The organism is Streptomyces sp. NPDC059740, assembly GCF_042733155.1.
GTDB lineage: Bacteria > Actinomycetota > Actinomycetes > Streptomycetales > Streptomycetaceae > Streptomyces.
On sequence record NZ_JBHWGP010000003.1, the window covers coordinates 90,086 to 109,612 of the forward strand.

The following is a 19,527-nucleotide window of genomic DNA, read 5'->3' on the forward strand; positions in this document are numbered from 1 at the left end:
CGAACAACTAAATCCGTCGAGTCGCGCTCGATCTACGACTGATTTCATCGTCCAAGGGTTGCGCGACACAGGAGGCTCGTGCACAGTGAGGGTTGTGGCCACTCGTGACAGAAACGGCATTCCGCCGATCGATTCCGTCTCCCTGGCGATCATCGAGCAGCTCCAGGAGGACGGCCGCCGACCGTACGCCGCCATCGGCAAGGCCGTGGGCCTCTCCGAGGCAGCCGTGCGGCAGCGCGTGCAGAAACTGCTCGACCAGGGCGTGATGCAGATCGTCGCGGTGACGGACCCCCTCACCGTCGGCCTCCGCCGGCAGGCGATGGTCGGCATCAACGTCGAGGGGGACCTCGACCCCGTGGCCGACGCCCTGACCTCGATGGAAGAGGTCGAGTACGTGGTCATGACGGCCGGGTCCTTCGACCTGATCGTCGAGATCGTGTGCGAGGACGACGACCACCTGCTCGAGACCATCAACAAGCGGATCCGGACGCTTCCGGGCGTGCGGACCACCGAGAGCTTCGTCTACCTCAAGCTCCGGAAGCAGACCTACACCTGGGGAACGAGATAGCTATGAGCGCCGACCTCTCCAAGACGGCCTACGACCACCTGTGGATGCACTTCACCCGCATGTCGTCGTACGAGAACGCCCCCGTGCCGACGATCGTGCGGGGTGAGGGCACCCACATCTTCGACGACAAGGGCAAGCGGTACATCGACGGTCTGGCCGGCCTCTTCGTGGTCAACGCCGGTCACGGCCGGACCGAGCTGGCCGAGACCGCGTACAAGCAGGCGCAGGAACTGGCCTTCTTCCCAGTGTGGTCCTACGCCCACCCCAAGGCGGTCGAGCTCGCCGAGCGGCTCGCCGACTACGCGCCCGGCGACCTCAACAAGGTCTTCTTCACCACCGGCGGCGGAGAGGCCGTCGAGACCGCCTGGAAGCTGGCCAAGCAGTACTTCAAGCTCGTCGGCAAGCCCACCAAGCACAAGGTCATATCCCGGGCGGTCGCGTACCACGGCACGCCCCAGGGCGCCCTGTCGATCACCGGCCTGCCCGACCTGAAGGCCCCCTTCGAGCCGCTGGTCCCCGGCGCGCACAAGGTCCCCAACACCAACATCTACCGGGCCCCCCTCCACGGCGACGACCCGGAGGCCTTCGGCCGCTGGGCCGCCGACCAGATCGAGCAGCAGATCCTGTTCGAGGGCCCGGACACCGTGGCGGCCGTTTTCCTGGAGCCGGTGCAGAACGCCGGCGGCTGCTTCCCGCCCCCGCCCGGCTACTTCCAGCGCGTCCGCGAGATCTGCGACCAGTACGACGTGCTCCTCGTCTCCGACGAGGTCATCTGCGCCTTCGGCCGGCTCGGCACCGTCTTCGCCTGCGACAAGTTCGGCTACGTGCCGGACATGATCACCTGCGCCAAGGCGATGACCTCGGGCTACTCCCCCATCGGCGCCTGCATCATCTCCGACCGCCTCGCCGAGCCGTTCTACAGCGGCGACAACACCTTCCTGCACGGCTACACCTTCGGCGGGCACCCCGTCTCCGCCGCCGTGGGCCTGGCCAACCTGGAGATCTTCGAGCGCGAGCAGCTCAACCAGCACGTGCTGGACAACGAGCAGGGCTTCCGCGACACCCTCAACAAGCTGCTCGACCTGCCGATCGTCGGTGACGTCCGCGGCAACGGCTTCTTCTACGGCATCGAACTCGTCAAGGACAAGGCCACCAAGGAGTCCTTCAACGAGGAGGAGACGGAGCGGGTGCTCTACGGCTTCCTCTCCAAGGCCCTCTTCGAGGCGGGTCTCTACTGCCGCGCGGACGACCGCGGCGACCCGGTGATCCAGCTCGCCCCGCCGCTGATCGCCGACCAGTCGACCTTCGACGAGATCGAGCAGATCCTGCGCTCGGTCCTCACCGAGGCCTGGACCAAGATCTGACGGTGGCATGGGGCGGGCCCCGGGCAGCCTGACTGCCCGGGGCCCGGCCCATGCGGACACTGCGCGCGTTCCTTGCACATCGGATCGGTGCACAACGAAAACAAAGAGAGCAGGTTCGCTCAGCTCCGACCAGTTGGGTGAATCTGCGCGGTGCTACCCGCTCACCTCCAAAGGCCAGGCCCGGCAGTCCTTACCGTGCCAGTGACCGATACTCTCCATGGTCGTTCACCCGTACGGGGGAGCGACGGACGTGACGAGCAAGAGGTGCGCACATGGTGGCCCCACCTGACAACGACGTGCTGTGGGCCCGTGGCCTGCACCACTCCTACGGTCAGACCCAGGCACTGGGTGGGGTCGCCGTGGGGGTCGGGGAGGGCCGGATCCTCGCCGTGCGGGGAAGCCGGGGCGCCGGCAAGAGCACTCTTCTGCGTTGCCTGTCCGGTCAGTTGACGCCCCGGGAGGGCGAGGTCTGGTTCGACGGCACACCGCTCAGTGCCCTCTCGCGCCGCGACCGCGAACGCCTGCGCCTGGACCACTTCGGCTGGGTGGACACCGAACCCCAACTCGTCCCCGAACTCACGGCGTGGGAGAACGCGGCGCTCCCGCTGCTGCTGCGCGGCGTCGGCCACCGCGCGGCCCGCCACACCGCCCACGAGTGGCTGGAGCGCCTCGACGTCGGCCCCTGTGCGCGGCGCCGGATCGCCCAACTCGACCGGGCGGAGAGTCAACGCATCGCCATCGCCCGTGCGTTGGCCGCCCAGCCGCGGGTGCTGTTCGCGGACGATCCGACCGCCATACTGCACCGCACCCAGAGCATGCAGATCCTTCGTACGATCACCACCGCCGCACGCTCCCACCAGATCACCGTGGTGCTCGCCACCCATGAGGCGTCCGACACCCTCGCCGACCTCACGGTCACCCTGGACGACGGCCGCCTGACCGGAGCCGAGGGGTCAAACGCGGCGGACGGCACGGGAAGCAGGGCACAGTGCTCGCTCTCCGTCTGATGCGCGGGGCCCGGCCCCTGACCCTGTGCAGACGCGTCCTCCTCTGCGTCGTCTCCGCGGGCACCAGCCTTCTGCTGCTGACCACGCTGGGCTACGCCACCACGGACGCCGCCGCCGTCGGCCACGCCCGGGTCCGTCTCCTGTGGTGCCTGGTGCCGCTGGCCGCCACCGGCTGGCTGGCCGTGTCGGTGGCCCGGGCCGATCCGGCGGCCCACGCCCGCAGCGGTATGACCGCCGCGGGGCTCGGCACCGTCCGCACCACCGCGCTGGCCGCCGTCTCCACCCTGCTCACCTGCCTCCTCGGCAACCTGATCGCCCTGCTCGCCTTCCTGGCCGCGCGGGGAGACCTCGGCCTGCGTCCCGGCCTCACCGGCCCGGTGACGCGGCAACTGGGCGTCGGGCACCCGCTGCCCCTCGCGGCCGCCCTGACCCTCCTGTCCCTGGTGCCGCTCAGCGCCGCCGCAGGAGTGGCCGTCAGCCTGCGTCCCGGCCGCAACCTGCCGCCGGTTCCCGCGGCGTCGGTGCGGCAGCACGCTCCCACCCTCACCCACTCCGGCCTGCCCTGGGGCGTCGCCCTCACCGCCGCGGGGCTGATGCTGGTGGCCTACGGCAGCCACACCGACATTGCCTCGCTGCCCTCCCTGCCCCTGCCGGCCGGCATCCTCCCCGGGTCCCCGCTGGCCCTCCTCGGGTGGGCGCTCTCCGCGACCGGGCTGGCGCTCGTGGGGCCCGGCCTCACCCAACTGTGCGGGCGCGCACTGAGCGTCGGCAGCCCCGGGTTCGTCCGCCTCCTCTCCGGGCGCCTCCTCCAGGAGGAGTACCGCACGCTCGGCGGCCCCCTCGGCGTCGTCTGCGCCGTCACGGCCTGCACCTACGCAGCCGCCCTGCTGCACGGCGGGACGGCAGGCAAGCCGCTCGGCCCCTCCACCCTGCTCGGTACCGCACTGGTGCTGGCATGCGTGACCCTGAGCGGCCTCACCGCCGTGCTCCAGGTACGCGCCGCCCGGGCCTCGGCCACGACGACGCTGCGGCAGATGGGCGTGAGCGGCCTGCGCCTCCACGGTGCCGCGGCACTGCGCACGGCGGCCCTCCTGGTGGTCCTCGCCCCCGTCACCTGGGCGGTGGCCCGGCTGGCAGCCGCCCCCCTGACCCACCGCTGACCCACGGGGCACCGCTGTGAGAACCGGTCGGTCCCACCCCGCGGCCCCTCACTCCTTCGGCCTACCATGAGGCGCGTGTCTGCCTCTACGGAACATCCCGCCCCCGACGCCTACGCTCCCGGCCACGAGATCGAGACGCTCGGGGAGTTCGACCGGGTGGCGGCGACCGGCAGTCTCGCCGGCTGCCGCCTGCAGTCCCTCGACCTCACCGACCGCACCTTCGCCCTGCTGAGCGTCCGCACCACGGGCACGGTGTTCCTCGGCTGCAGGATGGAACCCGACGCCGCCGCCAAGGTGGGGGCGGACGGCGCACTGGTCTTCCCGCCGATACCCCACCTGCCTTTCGACCCCTACCGCGCCTCCCTCTACGACGCCGGCGAGCTGTACGCGGGCCTGGTGAGCGAGGGTTACCCGGCCACCCCGGACGCCCGTGCGTACCGCTGGTACCAGGAGACCCGCAAGAACGGTGACGTGTTCGCGTCCATGCTGCGGAGCGTCCACGACGACGCCGTCTCCGACGCCCTCGACGAACGACTCGTCGGTGAGCGGGTCGTGGGGTTGATGGGTGGCCACGCCCTGGAACGCGACAGTGCCGCCTTCGCGGACGCCGCCCGGCTCGGACGCCACCTCAGCCGCGCGGGCTTCACCGTCGCCACCGGTGGCGGGCCGGGCGCCATGGAGGCCGCCAACCTCGGCGCCTACGCCGCCCCCTTCGACGACACCATGCTCGACGAGGCCCTCGCGCGCCTCGCCAAGACGCCTGTCTTCGGCCCGTCCCTGACCGACTGGGCACAGGCCGGCTTCGACGTTCTGGACGCCTGGCCCGACGGGGGCTCCTCCGTCGGCATTCCCACCTGGTTCTACGGCCACGAGCCGCCGAACGTCTTCGCCACCGCCATCGCCAAGTACTTCGTCAACGCCGTCCGCGAGGACGGTCTGCTCGCCCGCTCCACCGCCGGCGTCGTCTTCCTGCCCGGCGCCGCCGGCACCGTCCAGGAGATCTTCGACTCGGCGACGCCCAACTACTACGCCACCGCGTCCCCCACCGTGCCGCTGGTGCTCGTCGACCGGACCCACTGGACCGAACGCTTCCCCGCCTGGCCACTGCTGCAGGCACTGGCCGACGGCCGGCCCATGTCCTCCCGCATCACGCTGGTCGACTCCGTCACCGAGGTGCCCGAGGCCCTGGAGCGGTTGTCCCGCACATCGGACTGAACGCCCCGCAACCGCCTCCGGAGGCCGGACCCGAGGCCCGGGGGCGGCGGGTGGACTGCGGGAGGCGCCGGCGGACGTCCGGCCTTCCGTCTCCGCGTCCGGGCGGGGCCCGGTCAGCGAGCTGCCTGGCTGTGTGCCCGCCGCGCCTGCCCCTCTGCCTACGCCGGGACGGTCCGCCCGCCGCCTCATCCCGGAAGGTGAGCGACCTCCTCCGCCGCGAACCCGACGCGGACCGCCTGGCCTTCCGCCGGGGCCTCCCGGAGCGGAACCTCCGCCTGGAGGTGGGGCCCGGAGTCGGGGGCGAGCCGGAGCAGCACGTGGTGTCCGCGGAAGGTACGTGACCGCACCACGCAGGGCAGCCCGTCACCGTCAGGGGTGAAGCGGACCCCGGTCGGCCTGACCAGCAGCCGGCAGGTGCCGTCCGGCGTGCCGGGCGGGACCGGCAGCCGCCCCCAGGGCGTGTCCGCCACCCTGCCGCGGACGGTGGCCGGCACGACGTTGTCGAACCCCAGGAAGCGGGCCACGAACTCCGTCGCCGGCCGCTGCCACACCTCCTGCGGTGTGCCGATCTGGGCGATCGTCCCCTCGTTCATGATCGCCACCCGGTCGGCGAGGGCGAAGGCCTCGTGCTGGTCGTGCGTCACGGCGAGGACCGTGGTGCCCAAGGTGTGGAAGAGCGCGCGGAGTTCGACGACGAGGCGCTCCCGCAGGCCCCGGTCCAGCTGGCCCAAGGGCTCGTCCAGCATCAGCAGGCCGGGTTCGGGCGCCAGCGCCCGGGCAAGGGCCACCCGCTGCTGTTCGCCACCGGACAGAGCCGTGACCGGGCGCGACTCCGCGCCGGGGAGCCCGACCAGTTCCAGCAGCCTGGCCACACTCTGGCGCTGCCGGGCCCGCGGTTCCCCCCTGACCCGCAGCCCGAAACCGACGTTCTGCCCGACGTCGCGGTGGGGGAAGAGCTGGTGGTCCTGGAACATCAGGCCGACGCCCCGCCGGTGCGGTGGCATGCCGTCCAGCACCCGGCCGGCCAGCAGGGTCCGTCCGGCCGTGACGGGCTGCAGGCCGGCAACCGCCCGCAACAGCGTCGACTTACCGCTGCCGCTGGGCCCCAGCAGACAGAGCGTCTCGTGCTCGAAGACCTCCAGACGGATGTCCTCAAGGGCACTGCGAGTGCCGTAGCGGACGCTGACGCCGTCGAGTCGCAGCATGGGGGCGGGCGGGTTCGGTGGTGCAGTGGACATCTAGACCTCCCCGGGACGGTGGGACGGAGGGCCCCCACCCGACTCGCGGGGGCGCAGGCGCTCCAGCACCAGGAGCGACCCGGCGCAGACCAGCATGAGCAGGGTGGAGAGCGCCATGGCCTGCCCGTAGTTGAGCGCGCCGGCCCTGCCCAGCAGGCGTGCGACGGCCACCGGGAGCGTCGGGCTGTCGGGACGGGCGATGAAGACGGTGGCGCCGAACTCACCGAGGGAGACGGCGAAGGCGAACCCCGCGGCGACGAGCACGGCCCGCCACACGGTGGGCAGGTCCACCTCCCGCCACGCCCGCCACGGCGACGCCCCCAGGACGGAGGCGACCTCCCGCATGCGCGGGTCGATCGCGCGCAGCACCGGCAGCAGGGTCCGCACCACGAACGGCACCCCGACGAGGGCCTGGGCGAGCGGCACCAGCCACCACGAGGACCGCAGGTCCAACGGCGGCCGGTCCATGGTGATCAGGAAGCCGAAGCCGACCGTCACGGCCGAGACGCCGAGCGGCAGCATGAGCAGGGCGTCGAAGGAACGCAGCACCCGCCCCCCTCGCCGGGCGAAAGCCACCGCCGCCAGCCCTCCGACGGCCACCGCGACGAGGGTGGCTGCGGCGGCGTAGGCGAGGGAGTTGCCCACGGCGTCCAGGGGCGCCACCGCGAAGGTGCTGTCCACGGAGGCGGAGTGGGCGAGGGCGCGGTAGTACTGCCAGCCGAAACCGTCGGGGCCGCGGAGTGAGCGCTCGACGAGCACGGCCAGGGGCAGCGCCAGCAGGAGGAGGATCACGGCGAGTGTGCCCGCGAGCACCGTCCACTGGCCTCCCCCCGTGGGACGGTGCGCGGTCTGTGCGGGAGCGACCAGGCGGAGCGCCGTCTGGTGGCGCCGGGCCACCCGGGCGTGGAGCGCCAGCAGTGCCAGGACGGCCAGGAACTGCACCAGCGTCAGCACGGCCGCTGTCGGCAGGTCGAGGAACTGGGCGGTCTGCCGGTAGATCTCGACTTCGAGGGTGGAGAACCGGGGGCCGCCCAGGATCTGCACCACGCCGAAGGAGGTGAAGGAGAACAGGAAGACCATGAGTGCGGCAGCGGCCACGGCCGGCCGGACGGCGGGGAGCGTCACCTGCCGCCACGCGGTGAAGGCGCCCGCCCCGAGCACCCGCGCGGCCTCCTCCTGCCGTGGATCGAGCCGCGACCAGAGTCCGCCGACGACACGTACCACGACGGCGTAGTTGAAGAAGACGTGCGCGAGGAGTATCGCCCACACCGAGGTGTCGAGCCTGACCCCCCACAGGTCGTCCAGGAGCCCGCCGCTGCCCAGGACGGCGAGGAACGCGGACCCCACCACCACCGTGGGCAGCACGAACGGGACGGTCACCAGCGCGTGCAGCAGCCGCTTGCCCGGGAAGGACAGGCGCGCGAACACGTACGCACCGGGCAGGGCCACCAGCAGCGTCAGCGCGGTGGAGGCCGCCGCCTGCCAGAGGGTGAACCACAGGACGTGCAGGACGTCGGCGTCGAGGAGGACCCGGGTGAGGCGGGCCGTCTGCCAACGGCCGTCCGCCCGCAGCCCCCGTCCCACGATGGCGGCGACGGGGTAGGCGAAGAAGAGCGCGAAGAAGACCAGCGGGCCGGCCATCAGTGCGCCCCGGACCAGCGCGGACCGCCGCGTCCCGGCGCGCGCCGCGGGCCGCTCCCGCGACGGCCGGGACGCCGGTGGCTCCGGCGCGGCCTCCCGCCCGGCCTCCGCGGTCCGCGTGGTCCCGGCCGCGCCGCTCACTTCAGTACGAGGGAGGACCACTGCTTGATCCACTGGTCGCGGTGGGCGGCGATCTGCTGCGGCTGCACGGTCTTCGGGCTCGTCACCTTCTGGCCGTACCGGGTGAACAGCTCCGGCAGCCTCGCGTCCTTCCGCACGGGGTTGACGAACATCTGGAGCGGCATGTCCTCCTGGAACTTCCTGCTCAGGAGGAAGTCCAGGAGCGCTTTCCCGCCCTTGGTGTTCTGCGCGCCGTGCAGGAGACCGGCGAACTCGACCTGGCGGAAGCAGGTGCCCGTCGCCACTCCGGTGGGTGCCTGCTCGGGCTCGGGCTTCTTGTCGAGCACCTCGGCGGGCGGGCTGGAGGCGTAGGAGACGACCAGGGGCTTGTCACCGTTCTTGTGTCCGCCGGCCGAACCGGTGAACCGTTCGTCGTACGCCTGCTCCCAGCCGTCGACGACCTCGACCCCGTTGGCCTTCAGCTTCTTCCAGTAGTCCTGCCAGCCGTCCTGCCCGAAGGCGGCGACGGTCCCCAGCTGGAAGGCGAGCCCGGGCGAGGAGGTCGCCGGGTTCTCGGTCACCAGCAGGTTCTTGTACTGCGGCTTGGTGAGGTCGGCGAAGGACGAGGGCGGCGTGAGGTGGTGCGAGGAGAAGTAGGCCCGGTCGTAGTTGACGCAGATGTCGCCGTAGTCGATCGGTGTCACACGGTGCTCGCTCGCGTCCAGCTGGTAGCCGGCGGGGACGGAGTCCAGGCCCTTGGGGGCGTAGGGCTGGAAGAGGCCCTGCTTCAGGCCTCGGGAGAGCAGCGTGTTGTCGATGCCGAAGAAGACGTCGCCCTGCGGGCTGTCCTTGGTCAGGACGGCCTGGTTGACGGCCTGGCCCGCGTCCCCGCCCTTGAGGACCTTCACCTTGTAGCCGCTCTGCTTCTCGAAGTCCTGCAGCACGGACTTGGACACGGCGAAGGAGTCGTGGCTGACGAGGGTGACGGTCCGCGCGTCCTTCTTGCCGCTGCTCCCACTGCAGGCTGCCAGCGTCGTGGCGGCCAGGGCTGCGGCTATGAGGCCTGCGAGGGTCCTCGTGGTGGTGCTCACTGGTATGTCCTCCTGGCTGACCAGGAAGAGACGCGGCCCTGCCCGGCCGCCGTGGGGCGGTCGGGCAGGGCGCAACAGCTTGAGTGGTGACCGAACTTCCTACCCGGAATGACCCGGGCGAGGTTCAAGGGTCTGCGGCCTTCGGCTCCCTACGAGCCGTGCCGCACTCTCAGCGCTGTGGCGCTCCCCTGTCGGATGTCTTCTCTTCGGTTGTTCCAGGCCGTCCTCTCCGGTTCCGGCCGTGCGCACCGGTCGGTCGCGGTGGGGGAGCAGCCTGGAGTCCTGCCTTCGCAACGGTACCAGCGCCCCTCAGCCCCCACCCGTCCCCTCAGGAGGCGGCCCGGCTCCACCGGCACGGGGGCGGGCACGGGCACCGGCGCGCCGCCCGGACCCGACCGGAACGCCGGGCCGGGCCGGCGGGATCAGCGCTCGGAGGCCGCCAGCTGCCCGCAGGCCCCGTCGATCTCCTGGCCCCGGGTGTCCCGTACGGTCACCGGCACGCCGTGGGCGGCGATCGCGTCCACGAACGCCTTCTCGTCCTCCGGGCGGGAGGCGGTCCACTTCGAGCCGGGCGTCGGGTTCAGCGGGATGAGGTTGACGTGCACGCGGCGCCCCTTGAGGAGCCGGCCCAGCAGGTCGCCTCGCCACGCCTGGTCGTTGATGTCCCGGATGAGGGCGTACTCGATGGAGATGCGCCGCCCGGACTTCTCGGCGTACTCCCAGGCCGCGTCCAGGACCTCCCGCACCTTCCAGCGCGTGTTGACGGGCACCAGCGTGTCGCGGAGCTCGTCGTCGGGGGCGTGCAGGGAGACGGCAAGCCGGCACTTGAGGCCCTCGTCGGCGAACCGGAGCATGGCGGGCACCAGCCCCACGGTCGAGACGGTGATGCCGCGCTGCGACAGGCCGAGCCCGTCCGGTTCGGGGTCGGTGAGACGGCGGATGGCGCCCACGACCCGCTTGTAGTTGGCGAGGGGTTCGCCCATGCCCATGAACACGATGTTCGACAGCCGGGCCGGGCCTCCGGGGATCTCCCCGTCCCGCAGGGCCCGCATGCCGTCGACGATCTGGTGGACGATCTCGGCCGTCGACAGGTTGCGGTCCAGCCCCGCCTGGCCGGTGGCGCAGAACGGGCAGTTCATCCCGCACCCGGCCTGGGAGGAGATGCACATGGTCACCCGGTCCGGGTAGCGCATGAGCACCGACTCGACCAGCGTCCCGTCGAAGAGCTTCCACAAAGTCTTACGCGTGGTGTCGTCGTCGCAGGAGATGTGCCGCACCACGCTCATCAGCTCGGGCAGCAGCTCGGCCGCCAGCTTCTCGCGCGAGGCCGAGGGGATGTCGGTCCACTGCTCGGGATCGTGGGCGTACCGGCTGAAGTAGTGCCGCGCGACCTGTCCGGCGCGGAACGGCTTCTCCCCGACGGCCGCAACCGCCTCACGGCGTTCGGCGGGCGTCAGGTCGGCGAGGTGCCGCGGCGGCTTCTTGGCTCCGCGGGGGGCGACGAAGGTGAGCTCTCCAGGTGCAGGCATGGTCTCTCCAGTGTCGCAGACGCGCCGAGGGGGCCTCGCCACCAGCGGTGGTGAGGCCCCCTGCGGGCAATGGGGCGCTGAACGTGCAGGTCAGCCACTTCCGACGAAGGCGACGAACAGGAGCCAGACCACTGGCGCGGTCGGCAGGAGCGAGTCGAGGCGGTCCATGATGCCGCCGTGACCGGGCAGCAGGGTGCCCATGTCCTTGATGCCGAGGTCCCGTTTGATCATCGACTCGCCGAGATCACCGAGCGTGGCGCTGGCCGCGACCGCGAGGCCCAGCAGCAGCCCCTGCCACCACTGGCCGTGGTCGACGAGGAAGTGCATGCACAGCGCCCCCGCCACCATGGCGAACAGCACGGCACCCACCAGCCCCTCGCGGGTCTTGCCGGGGCTGATCCGCGGGGCGAGCTTGTGGGTCCCGAAGCGCCAGCCGACGGCGTACGCGCCGGTGTCGCTGACGACGGTGAGGATCAGGAACGTCAGCACTCGCCAGGGCCCGTCGTCCGCGGCGAGCATCAGCGCCACGAAGGTCGCCAGGAACGGCACGTAGAAGGCGACGAAGATGCCGGCCGTCACGTCGCGGAGGTATCCGACGGGGTCCTCGGTCATGCGCCAGACGAGCACGGCGAGCGCGGTGAGCGCCATGGCCACCCAGGCGCCCTCCGGGCCCCGTACGTAGCCCGCGAGCACCATGGCGACGCCGCCGACCGCAAGGGGCACCAGGGGGGCCCGGATGTCCTTGCGTTCGGCGAGCCGTGAGGTCAGCTCCCACAGGCCCACCACCACGGCCACCGCTATCACGCCCATGAAGACGGGCTTGTAGAGGAAGAGCGAGAGCAGGATCACCACGCCCAGCCCGAGCCCGACCCCTATGGCCGCCCGCAGGTTCCGGCCGGCGCTCTTCTTGGCCTTGGCCGGCTCGGAGCGGTGCGAGCTGCCGGAGTCGTCCGTGGGGGGCGGCGTGGTGGACATCGGTACCTGTGGCTCGTCGTCACGGAACAGGGGGCCGCGAAGCCGCGCGGTCCCCTGGTGGTCCGTCTCTCCTCGGAGGTCGTCCTGGTCTCCGCCTGCGTCGGGCACGATGGGCATGGGGCGAGTCTCCGCCGCCTGGGGCCAGTCGTGCCCGGGACCCGCCGAGTTCTCCGGCGCCTGCCGGTGGGGTGACGGGGCGGGTCCCCGGTCAGGTGGGCCCCACCTTCCGGAGACGGGCGGGGCCCCCCAGGATGGCTCGTTCATCAGACCTCGAGCAGCTCGGCTTCCTTGTGCTTGAGGAGCTCGTCGACCTGCGCGACGTACTTCGCAGTGGTGTCGTCGAGCTCCTTCTCCGCACGCCGAACCTCGTCCTCGCCGGACTCCTTGTCCTTGACGAGCTTGTCGAGGGTCTCCTTGGCCTTGCGGCGGACGCTGCGGATCGCGATCTTGGCGTCCTCGGCCTTGTTCTTGGCCACCTTGATGTAGTCCCGGCGGCGCTCCTCCGTCAGCTCGGGGAACGTCACCCGGATGATGTTGCCGTCGTTGCTGGGGTTGACGCCCAGGTCGGAGTCGCGGATGGCCTGCTCGATGTTGCGCAGGGCGCTCTTGTCGAACGGCGTGACGACCGCCATCCGGGGCTCGGGAACCGAGAACGACGCCAGCTGGTTGATCGGCGTCAGGGCACCGTAGTAGTCCGCCACGATCTTGTTGAACATCGCGGGGTGCGCACGTCCCGTGCGGATCGCCGCGAAGTCCTCCTTGGCGACCACGACGGCCTTCTCCATCTTCTCCTCGGCCTCGAGGAGGATCTCTTCGATCACCACTTGCTCCTGGTCTTGTCCGTGCCAGGCCGAAAACCTCGGCCCTGCCGCGCGTGCTCACCTGCACGGTGTCCGACCGGCAGGCGGTTGTCCATCCCCGGAACGTGGTGCGCTCCCGCCCCGGGTGTTCGCCGCTTGTACGCACTCCCCCTCAGCCGTACACGGCAAGGAGAACGTCAGTCCCGGATGTTCCGGTCGCTGACGAGCGTGCCGATCTTCTCACCCTTCACCGCACGGGCGATGTTGCCCTCGGCCAGCAGCTCGAAGACGAGGATGGGGAGCTTGTTGTCACGGCACAGGGTGATGGCCGTGGCGTCGGCGACCTTCAGTTCCCGGGTGATGACCTCGCTGTACTCCAGCGCGTCGAACATGACCGCGTCGGGGTTGCGCCTCGGGTCGGAGTCGTAGACGCCGTCCACACCGTTCTTGCCCATCAGCATCGCCGAGGCGTCGATCTCCAGGGCGCGCTGTGCGGCGGTGGTGTCGGTGGAGAAGTACGGCATGCCCATACCGGCGCCGAAGATGACCACGCGTCCCTTCTCCAGGTGCCGGATGGCGCGGAGCGGGATGTACGGCTCGGCGACCTGCCCCATGGTGATGGCGGTCTGGACCCGGGAGTCGATGCCCTCCTTCTCCAGGAAGTCCTGGAGCGCCAGGCAGTTCATGACCGTGCCCAGCATGCCCATGTAGTCCGAGCGGGCCCGGTCCATGCCGCGCTGCTGGAGTTCGGCGCCGCGGAAGAAGTTGCCGCCGCCGATCACGATGGCGATCTCGTACCCGTCACGGACCACTGCGGCGACCTCGCGCGCGATGGCGTGGACGACGTCGGGGTCCACTCCGAGGCCGCCGCCGCCGGCGAACGCCTCGCCCGACAGCTTCAGCAGGTAACGCCCCTTACCGCCGTTGTGACCGTGGTCTTTGTCCGCGCCGTCGGCACCGTCGTTCATTGCGCTCTCCTCGTACACATACGAAGAAGGCCACTGCCCGGGACGGGTGTCCCTGATGCGGCAATGGCCTCCTCGTCACATCTGCGGCCGGCCGGTGAGCGGCCGACTGCGTACGACCCTAGCGGGGTCGTGGGTCATTCGCTGCCCTGTGGCGGGCTCAGGCGCCGACGCGGATGCGGGCGAAGCGCTTGATCGCGACGCCGGCCTCGTCGAGGACCTTGGCGACGCTCTTCTTGTTGTCCTTGGCGAAGGGCTGGTCGAGGAGGCAGTTCTCCTTGAAGAAGCCGTTGACGCGACCCTCGACGATCTTCGGGAGGGCGGCCTCGGGCTTGCCCTCCTCCTTGGCCGTGGCCTCGGCGACGCGACGCTCGTTCTCGACGACGTCGGCCGGGACGTCCTCACGGGAGAGGAACTTCGGCGCGAACGCGGCGATGTGCTGCGCGACGTCCTTCGCGGTCTCCGCGTTCTCCTTGTCCAGCTCGACCAGGACGCCGACCTGCGGCGGAAGGTCGGGCATGGTGCGGTGCATGTAGGCCGCGACGTAGCCGTCGGTGAACTGCGCGAAGCGGTCCAGGACGATCTTCTCGCCGAGGGTGGCGTTGGCCTCGTCGACGTAGGCCTGGACGGTCTTGCCCTCGATCTCGGAGGCGAGCAGGGCCTCCAGGTCGGCCGGCTTGGTGGCGGCGACGTGGGCGGCGAGGGTGTTGGCCACAGCCTGGAACTTGTCGCCCTTGGCGACGAAGTCCGTCTCGCACTTCAGCTCGAGGAGGACGCCCGCGGACTTGTCGTCGGCGATGAGGGAGACGACCGCGCCGTTCTCGGCCGAGCGGCTCTCGCGCTTGGCGACGCCCTTCTGTCCCTTGACACGAAGGATCTCGACGGCCTTGTCGACGTTGCCCTCGCCCTCGTCAAGGGCCTTCTTGCAGTCCATCATGCCGGCACCGGTGAGCTCGCGGAGCTTCTTGACGTCGGCGGCGGTGTAGTTCGCCATGGGTCTGTGAATCTCTTCTCGAAGTCGAACGATCTACGGGTGGACGGCGGGGCCGGCGCTTGTGGCGCCGTCCCCGCCGTCATCAACCAGTGAAGGTGTCAGGCCTGCTCGGCGTCGGCCGGCTTCTCGGCCTCGGCGGCCGGCGCCTCGGCGGCGGGGGCCTCAGCAGCCTCGGTGGCGGGAGCCTCGGCGGCCGGGGTCTCCTCGGCCTTCTTGGCGTCGCCCTCGAGCAGGTCGCGCTCCCACTCGGCCAGCGGCTCGCCGGCCTTCTCGCCCGGCTTCTGGTCGCCGGTGGCGGCGCCGGAGCGGGCGATCAGGCCCTCGGCGACGGCGTCGGCGATCACGCGGGTGAGCAGCGTGACGGAGCGGATGGCGTCGTCGTTACCCGGGATCTTGTAGTCGACCTCGTCCGGGTCACAGTTCGTGTCGAGGATGGCGACGACCGGGATGTTGAGCTTCCGGGCCTCGCCGACCGCGATGTGCTCCTTCTTGGTGTCCACGATCCAGACGGCGCTGGGCACCTTCTGCATGTCGCGGATGCCGCCGAGGGTCTTCTCCAGCTTGGCCTTCTCGCGGGAGAGGACGAGCAGCTCCTTCTTGGTGAGGCCGGAGGCGGCCACATCCTCGAAGTCGATCTGCTCGAGCTCCTTCAGGCGCTGCAGGCGCTTGTAGACGGTCGAGAAGTTGGTGAGCATGCCGCCCAGCCAGCGCTGGTTGACGTAGGGCATGCCGACGCGGGTCGCCTGCTCGGCGATGGCCTCCTGCGCCTGCTTCTTCGTGCCGACGAACATGACCGAGCCACCGTGGGCGACGGTCTCCTTGACGAACTCGTAGGCGCGGTCGATGTACGACAGCGACTGGAGCAGGTCGATGATGTAGATGCCGTTGCGCTCGGTGAAGATGAAGCGCTTCATCTTCGGGTTCCAGCGGCGGGTCTGGTGCCCGAAGTGGACGCCGCTCTCCAGCAGCTCCCGCATCGTGACGACGGCCATGGCCGTACTCCTCGTTGTTCTCGGTTTCCGTCACGGCCGGTCGGCCGTGACTCCTGACGCCCCTGCGCGCCTGCCGCGGAGGACGCCAGGCGAGTGGTGTCTTCCGAGGACCGAGGGACGCGGCCACGACGCTCCGGAGGGGGCTCCCACAGGAGTTCCGCCGGCGCCGGTGGCGGGGCGTGCGAAGTCGACCCGGGGCCCGGGTCGCCACCAGAAGTGTACGGGACCCGCGGAGCACCGGGCGACACGCATTCTCGCCGACCACACCACCGTGGTACCGGCACCTGGCCCGGTGAGCGGCAGTCCCGGCAGAAGGCCGCACTGACGTCGGAGTGGTGACTCGGGAGCGGTGACTCGGGAGCGGTGGCGGGGGCGCGGAACCCCGACCGGGCGCTGCGACCGGGAATCGTGACCACAGTCCTCCGCCCGGGCGCTGGGACCGTGGTGCCGTGGGCGCGGCGGGACATCGGCGCCCTGCGGCCTGTTTCCTGCGAGGACGAGAATCCGGCGCCTACCTGCGGGACGCTCGATACGTGAGTGACTCCTGAGGGTGACCGTCTTGTGCACAGGACGCGTTCTGTCCACAGTCTCGGAGCAAGATCCCCATGGACGACGGCCGGACCGGCAGCCTTCCCCCATGACTCACCGCCTCGCCCTCGTCCTCGCCCCGCTGTCGCCACTCGACGTACCTTCGCCGCGCAGCGCCCCTCCGCTACACGGTCCACCGTCACCGTCCGTTTCAGCTTCGCCGTCCGTTTCAGCTTCGCCACACGGTTCACCTTCGTCGCACAGCTCATCGGCCGCACCCAGGTCACCGGTACCACCCTCAGCCCGGGTGTCGCCGGTGAAGCGCCGGCCTCCCCGAGCCCTGTCCGCGTACGTGATCCCGCTTATGGGCCTGGTCCTGGGTCTGCTTCTCCCGGGCCTGTCCCTGGCCTCGCCGCCGTCGGCTGCCGCCTCGTCGGTTCCTCCACCGCCCGGCAAGGCTCCTTTCCCTGTCTCGCGCGGAGACCCGGGGCCCACCTCCGGGAAGGCCGGTCCCGGGAGCGAGCCCGGGACACCGCCGGTCGCCAGGGACTGGCCCGTGACGGGTGGCCGTGGTGCCCGTCCCCGTGTGGTGCGCGGCTGGCAACCTCCGGCCACCCGCTGGAGCCGGGGCCACCGGGGCGTCGACCTGGCGGCACCCGCCGGCGCATCGGTGCAGGCCGTACTGCCGGGCCGGGTCACCTTCAGCGGCGTCGTCGCGGGTCGCGGAGTCGTCTCCGTCGAGCTCGACCGGTCGGGGGAGCCTCCGCTGCGCACCACGTTCGAACCGGTCACCCCGCTGCTGCACCAAGGTGACCGGGTGGCCGCAGGCCGGAGTGTGGGCCGTCTGGGCCCCGGCCCCTTCCACTGTGAGACGCCCTGCCTGCACTGGGGTCTACGACGAGGCAGGGAGTACCTCGATCCACTGTCCCTGCTCGCTCCCGGACTGCTGCGGCGAGCGCCCTCCCGGCTGCTTCCGGTGACGGGCATCCCCCTGCCGGGCAGCCGGGAGAAGGCTCCACCCGTCGCCTCGACGCATGTCGCCCTCCCCTTCGGACGGAGCGTGGCCTACGGCCGGCGCGCGTCGGAAGGGCCGGTGCCGGTCGTGACGGGCGCCGTACTCGTCCTGGTGTGCTGCCTCGCTCACCGTCGGTCGCAACCCCGCGCGCCGGGGAGCCCGAAACAGGGCCACTGCGAACGACACTCCCCACGAAGACGCACCCGAGGTCGCGCTGGCCTACCCGCCACCGTCCAGTCCCTGCACTCCCGCAGCCTCGGTCCACCCTGGCCGGGCCGGGTCAGGAGACGTGGCGCCGGGCCGGAGCTGGCCGGCGCAGTGGGCAGCTCTCAGCGGGGGAAGGGAAGTGAGACGACCTGAGCAGGGCGGGGTCCGCTCGCAGGAAGCAGAGGAAGCAGAGGAAGCATGCGGAGGTGACGAGCGGAGAGCGGCCTCCACGGCGTCGCCAGTGCGCCCGGGGTGGTCATCAGGTCAGGGGTCAGCCCGTCAAGGTGGTCAGCACGTCGGGGCGAGGCGCACAGCGGTCAGCGGTCAGCGGTCAGCGGTCAGCGGCGGACGCCGTCCAGAGCCAGGGCGACGGCCGTGCGGGCGATGCTCTCGGGGTCCTCGTCACCGCCGCCCTCGATACGGCGCACCGCGGCGTCCACCACTCCCTGCAGGAGCATCGCGACCAGCCGTGGCTGCTCGTGCCCCAGCGCGGAGAGCGCCTCGACGATCATGGTCACCAGCCCGCCGTGGGCGGCACGGATGCGCTCACGGGCGCCTTCGTCGAGTTCCCCGGCGGAGATGGCGACGACGGCCCGGTGACGACGGTCGCCGACCAGCGAGAGCTGGCTGTGAACGTAGGCCTCCACCTTGGCGACCGCAGTGGGCGCGCTCTCCATCGCCGCCTCGACCTCCGCCGCCCACAGCGGGAAGTCGACCGCGCAGAGTTCCTCGACGACTGCGGCACGGGAGCGGAAGTACTCGTAGACGGAGGAGCGGGCCAGGCCCGTGCGTTCGGCGAGCGCAGGGAAGGTCAACGCCTCCGTGCCGCCCTCCGACAACAGGGAACGCGCCGCGTCCAGGAGGGCGCGACGCTGCATCGTGCGGTGCTCGGCCACAGAGGCCGCTCGGATTCTGGGCACGTCCCCACTGTACGGATCCCCCCGTGAGGGCTGACAGCAGCTCTGAGGGTCACGAGAGCCTCAGCGGCCCACATCGGCCAGTTTCGCCCGGAGCTGGAGCACGCTCTTGCTGTGGATCTGGCTCACCCGGCTCTCTGTGACCCCGAGGACCTGACCGATCTCGGCGAGCGTCATGCCCTCGTAGTAGTAGAGGGTCACCACCGTCTTCTCGCGCTGCGGCAAGGTGTTGATCGCCCCGGCCAGCAGGCGCCGGAGTTCCCGGTCCTCGGCGACCTCCACGGGGTTGTCCGCCGCGGTGTCCTCAAGGGTGTCCATGAGGCTCAGCCGGTCGTTGCCGTCGCCACCGACCCCGAGCAGGTCGTCCAGGGCGACCACGTTGGCCAACGACAACTGGCTGAAGACCCCGTGGAGTTCCTCCACGGCGATGCCCATTTCGGACGCCACCTCCGAGTCGCTGGGCGTACGCCGCAGCTGCGCCTCCAGCGTGGTGTACGCACGTTCCACCGCCCGGGCCTTCTGCCGGACCGAACGCGGGATCCAGTCCAGTGCGCGCAGTTCGTCGATCATGGCACCACGGATGCGGGTGATCGCGTAGGTCTCGAACTTGATCTCGCGGCCGGGGTCGAACTTCTCGATGGCGTCGATCAGACCGAAGACCCCGGAGGACACGAAGTCGCTCTGGTCGATGTTGGGCGGCAGCCCCACACTGACGCGGCCGGCGACGTACTTGACCAGTGGGGAGTAGTGGAGGATCAGCTGTTCACGGAGCCGGTCGTCGTCCGTCGCCTTGTAGGCACGCCACAACTCCTGGAGCGAGCGGGGAGCGCTTGGGCGCACACCGTCGCCGTCCGTGATGGCGGGCGCCACCGCGGGGTCGGACCTGGATGTGGGCTGGGGCATTGGTCGCCTTGGGTCGTTCCGCCGCCGAGGTTCCGGGCGGAGGGGGAGTGCTGCGGCAAGCGATGAGAAGTGGCTGAATCGCGTAGTGAGCGTAGCGTGACAGAGGCGTCGCACAGAGCGATGCAGGTGAGGGGGTGACGCGTGCAGATACGTTCCGCTAACCGTCCGTCCACGTCAGACGTTTCCCACGTCGCTCCGTGTGGGCGGCAGGAGGCCGCCGGGTCACCTGGAGGGGGTGTTCTCCAGCCACCGAGGCACGCGTCGTATCACGACCGAAGGGCATGCCGTGTCGGAGCGA

General features: G+C 70.8%; 17 protein-coding genes and 1 riboswitch. Of the genes, 6 read left to right on the top strand and 11 right to left on the bottom strand.

Annotated features, from left to right (window positions below; genetic code table 11):
- The first annotated feature begins 94 nt into the window (after positions 1 to 94).
- The 5 genes from ACFV3R_RS05075 (at position 95) to ACFV3R_RS05095 (ending at position 5,314) form a co-directional block, all read left to right on the top strand.
- Positions 95 to 568, top strand: a complete 474-nt coding sequence (locus ACFV3R_RS05075) for an Lrp/AsnC family transcriptional regulator (protein WP_385575718.1) — start codon at positions 95 to 97, stop codon at positions 566 to 568.
- A 2-nt stretch (positions 569 to 570) separates the two neighbouring features.
- On the top strand, positions 571 to 1,932 hold the full coding sequence (locus ACFV3R_RS05080) for an aspartate aminotransferase family protein (protein ID WP_385575721.1): 1,362 nt from the start codon (positions 571 to 573) through the stop codon (positions 1,930 to 1,932).
- Between the two features lie 272 nt (positions 1,933 to 2,204).
- A complete protein-coding gene (locus ACFV3R_RS05085) occupies positions 2,205 to 2,939 on the top strand; it encodes an ATP-binding cassette domain-containing protein (RefSeq protein ID WP_385575724.1) in 735 nt (244 codons plus the stop codon).
- On the top strand, positions 2,921 to 4,099 hold the full coding sequence (locus ACFV3R_RS05090) for a hypothetical protein (RefSeq protein ID WP_385575727.1): 1,179 nt from the start codon (positions 2,921 to 2,923) through the stop codon (positions 4,097 to 4,099). Before ACFV3R_RS05085 ends, ACFV3R_RS05090 begins: the two co-directional genes overlap by 19 nt.
- A 66-nt stretch (positions 4,100 to 4,165) precedes the next feature.
- Positions 4,166 to 5,314 (top strand): LOG family protein, encoded by a 1,149-nt coding sequence (locus ACFV3R_RS05095; RefSeq protein WP_385575730.1) that lies wholly within the window; start codon positions 4,166 to 4,168, stop codon positions 5,312 to 5,314.
- A gap of 185 nt (positions 5,315 to 5,499) precedes the next feature.
- Here ACFV3R_RS05095 and ACFV3R_RS05100 read toward each other — a convergent pair whose 3' ends face one another.
- From ACFV3R_RS05100 to rpsB, 9 genes are all read right to left on the bottom strand, one after another.
- Entirely contained in the window at positions 5,500 to 6,552 is a 1,053-nt protein-coding gene (locus ACFV3R_RS05100; RefSeq protein ID WP_385575733.1) for an ABC transporter ATP-binding protein, read from the bottom strand.
- A complete protein-coding gene (locus ACFV3R_RS05105) occupies positions 6,553 to 8,193 on the bottom strand; it encodes an ABC transporter permease (protein ID WP_385575736.1) in 1,641 nt (546 codons plus the stop codon). It lies immediately after the preceding gene.
- 137 nt (positions 8,194 to 8,330) lie between these two features.
- The gene (locus ACFV3R_RS05110) at positions 8,331 to 9,404 is read right to left on the bottom strand and encodes a thiamine ABC transporter substrate binding subunit (protein WP_385575739.1); all 1,074 of its coding nucleotides are present in this window, start codon (positions 9,402 to 9,404) and stop codon (positions 8,331 to 8,333) included.
- A 78-nt stretch (positions 9,405 to 9,482) separates the two neighbouring features.
- Positions 9,483 to 9,604, bottom strand: a riboswitch (TPP riboswitch).
- A 222-nt stretch (positions 9,605 to 9,826) separates the two neighbouring features.
- On the bottom strand, positions 9,827 to 10,933 hold the full coding sequence (gene rlmN / locus ACFV3R_RS05115) for a 23S rRNA (adenine(2503)-C(2))-methyltransferase RlmN (protein WP_385575742.1): 1,107 nt from the start codon (positions 10,931 to 10,933) through the stop codon (positions 9,827 to 9,829).
- 90 nt (positions 10,934 to 11,023) lie between these two features.
- Positions 11,024 to 12,172: a phosphatidate cytidylyltransferase gene (locus tag ACFV3R_RS05120; RefSeq protein ID WP_385575745.1), complete on the bottom strand. Its 1,149-nt coding sequence runs from the start codon at positions 12,170 to 12,172 to the stop codon at positions 11,024 to 11,026.
- Positions 12,172 to 12,729, bottom strand: a complete 558-nt coding sequence (gene frr, locus ACFV3R_RS05125) for a ribosome recycling factor (protein WP_385575748.1) — start codon at positions 12,727 to 12,729, stop codon at positions 12,172 to 12,174. The genes ACFV3R_RS05120 and frr overlap by 1 nt, the downstream gene beginning before the upstream one ends.
- A gap of 176 nt (positions 12,730 to 12,905) precedes the next feature.
- On the bottom strand, positions 12,906 to 13,676 hold the full coding sequence (gene pyrH / locus ACFV3R_RS05130; protein WP_385575751.1) for a UMP kinase: 771 nt from the start codon (positions 13,674 to 13,676) through the stop codon (positions 12,906 to 12,908).
- Between the two features lie 157 nt (positions 13,677 to 13,833).
- Positions 13,834 to 14,667, bottom strand: a complete 834-nt coding sequence (tsf, locus tag ACFV3R_RS05135) for a translation elongation factor Ts (protein WP_385575754.1) — start codon at positions 14,665 to 14,667, stop codon at positions 13,834 to 13,836.
- 98 nt (positions 14,668 to 14,765) lie between these two features.
- Positions 14,766 to 15,659, bottom strand: a complete 894-nt coding sequence (gene rpsB / locus ACFV3R_RS05140; protein ID WP_385575757.1) for a 30S ribosomal protein S2 — start codon at positions 15,657 to 15,659, stop codon at positions 14,766 to 14,768.
- Positions 15,660 to 16,551: 892 nt separating this feature from the next.
- Between rpsB and ACFV3R_RS05145 the strand changes: the two genes are divergently transcribed.
- Positions 16,552 to 17,562, top strand: a complete 1,011-nt coding sequence (locus tag ACFV3R_RS05145; RefSeq protein ID WP_385576421.1) for a murein hydrolase activator EnvC family protein — start codon at positions 16,552 to 16,554, stop codon at positions 17,560 to 17,562.
- A 185-nt stretch (positions 17,563 to 17,747) separates the two neighbouring features.
- Here ACFV3R_RS05145 and ACFV3R_RS05150 read toward each other — a convergent pair whose 3' ends face one another.
- Together ACFV3R_RS05150 and whiG are read right to left on the bottom strand one after the other, a co-directional pair.
- Positions 17,748 to 18,305, bottom strand: a complete 558-nt coding sequence (locus ACFV3R_RS05150) for a TetR/AcrR family transcriptional regulator (RefSeq protein WP_385576424.1) — start codon at positions 18,303 to 18,305, stop codon at positions 17,748 to 17,750.
- An 84-nt stretch (positions 18,306 to 18,389) separates the two neighbouring features.
- Positions 18,390 to 19,229, bottom strand: a complete 840-nt coding sequence (gene whiG, locus ACFV3R_RS05155) for an RNA polymerase sigma factor WhiG (protein WP_385575760.1) — start codon at positions 19,227 to 19,229, stop codon at positions 18,390 to 18,392.
- Positions 19,230 to 19,527 lie beyond the last annotated feature (298 nt).

Coding starts and splice junctions, on each gene's coding strand:
- pyrH (WP_385575751.1), bottom strand. CDS start 13,676: ATGAACGACGGTGCCGACGGCGCGGACAAAGACCACGGTCACAACGGC.
- rpsB (WP_385575757.1), bottom strand. CDS start 15,659: ATGGCCGTCGTCACGATGCGGGAGCTGCTGGAGAGCGGCGTCCACTTC.
- whiG (WP_385575760.1), bottom strand. CDS start 19,229: ATGCCCCAGCCCACATCCAGGTCCGACCCCGCGGTGGCGCCCGCCATC.
- ACFV3R_RS05105 (WP_385575736.1), bottom strand. CDS start 8,193: ATGGCCGGCCCGCTGGTCTTCTTCGCGCTCTTCTTCGCCTACCCCGTC.
- ACFV3R_RS05085 (WP_385575724.1), top strand. CDS start 2,205: ATGGTGGCCCCACCTGACAACGACGTGCTGTGGGCCCGTGGCCTGCAC.
- ACFV3R_RS05095 (WP_385575730.1), top strand. CDS start 4,166: ATGAGGCGCGTGTCTGCCTCTACGGAACATCCCGCCCCCGACGCCTAC.
- ACFV3R_RS05120 (WP_385575745.1), bottom strand. CDS start 12,172: ATGAACGAGCCATCCTGGGGGGCCCCGCCCGTCTCCGGAAGGTGGGGC.
- tsf (WP_385575754.1), bottom strand. CDS start 14,667: ATGGCGAACTACACCGCCGCCGACGTCAAGAAGCTCCGCGAGCTCACC.
- ACFV3R_RS05100 (WP_385575733.1), bottom strand. CDS start 6,552: ATGTCCACTGCACCACCGAACCCGCCCGCCCCCATGCTGCGACTCGAC.
- ACFV3R_RS05080 (WP_385575721.1), top strand. CDS start 571: ATGAGCGCCGACCTCTCCAAGACGGCCTACGACCACCTGTGGATGCAC.
- rlmN (WP_385575742.1), bottom strand. CDS start 10,933: ATGCCTGCACCTGGAGAGCTCACCTTCGTCGCCCCCCGCGGAGCCAAG.
- ACFV3R_RS05145 (WP_385576421.1), top strand. CDS start 16,552: ATGGGCCTGGTCCTGGGTCTGCTTCTCCCGGGCCTGTCCCTGGCCTCG.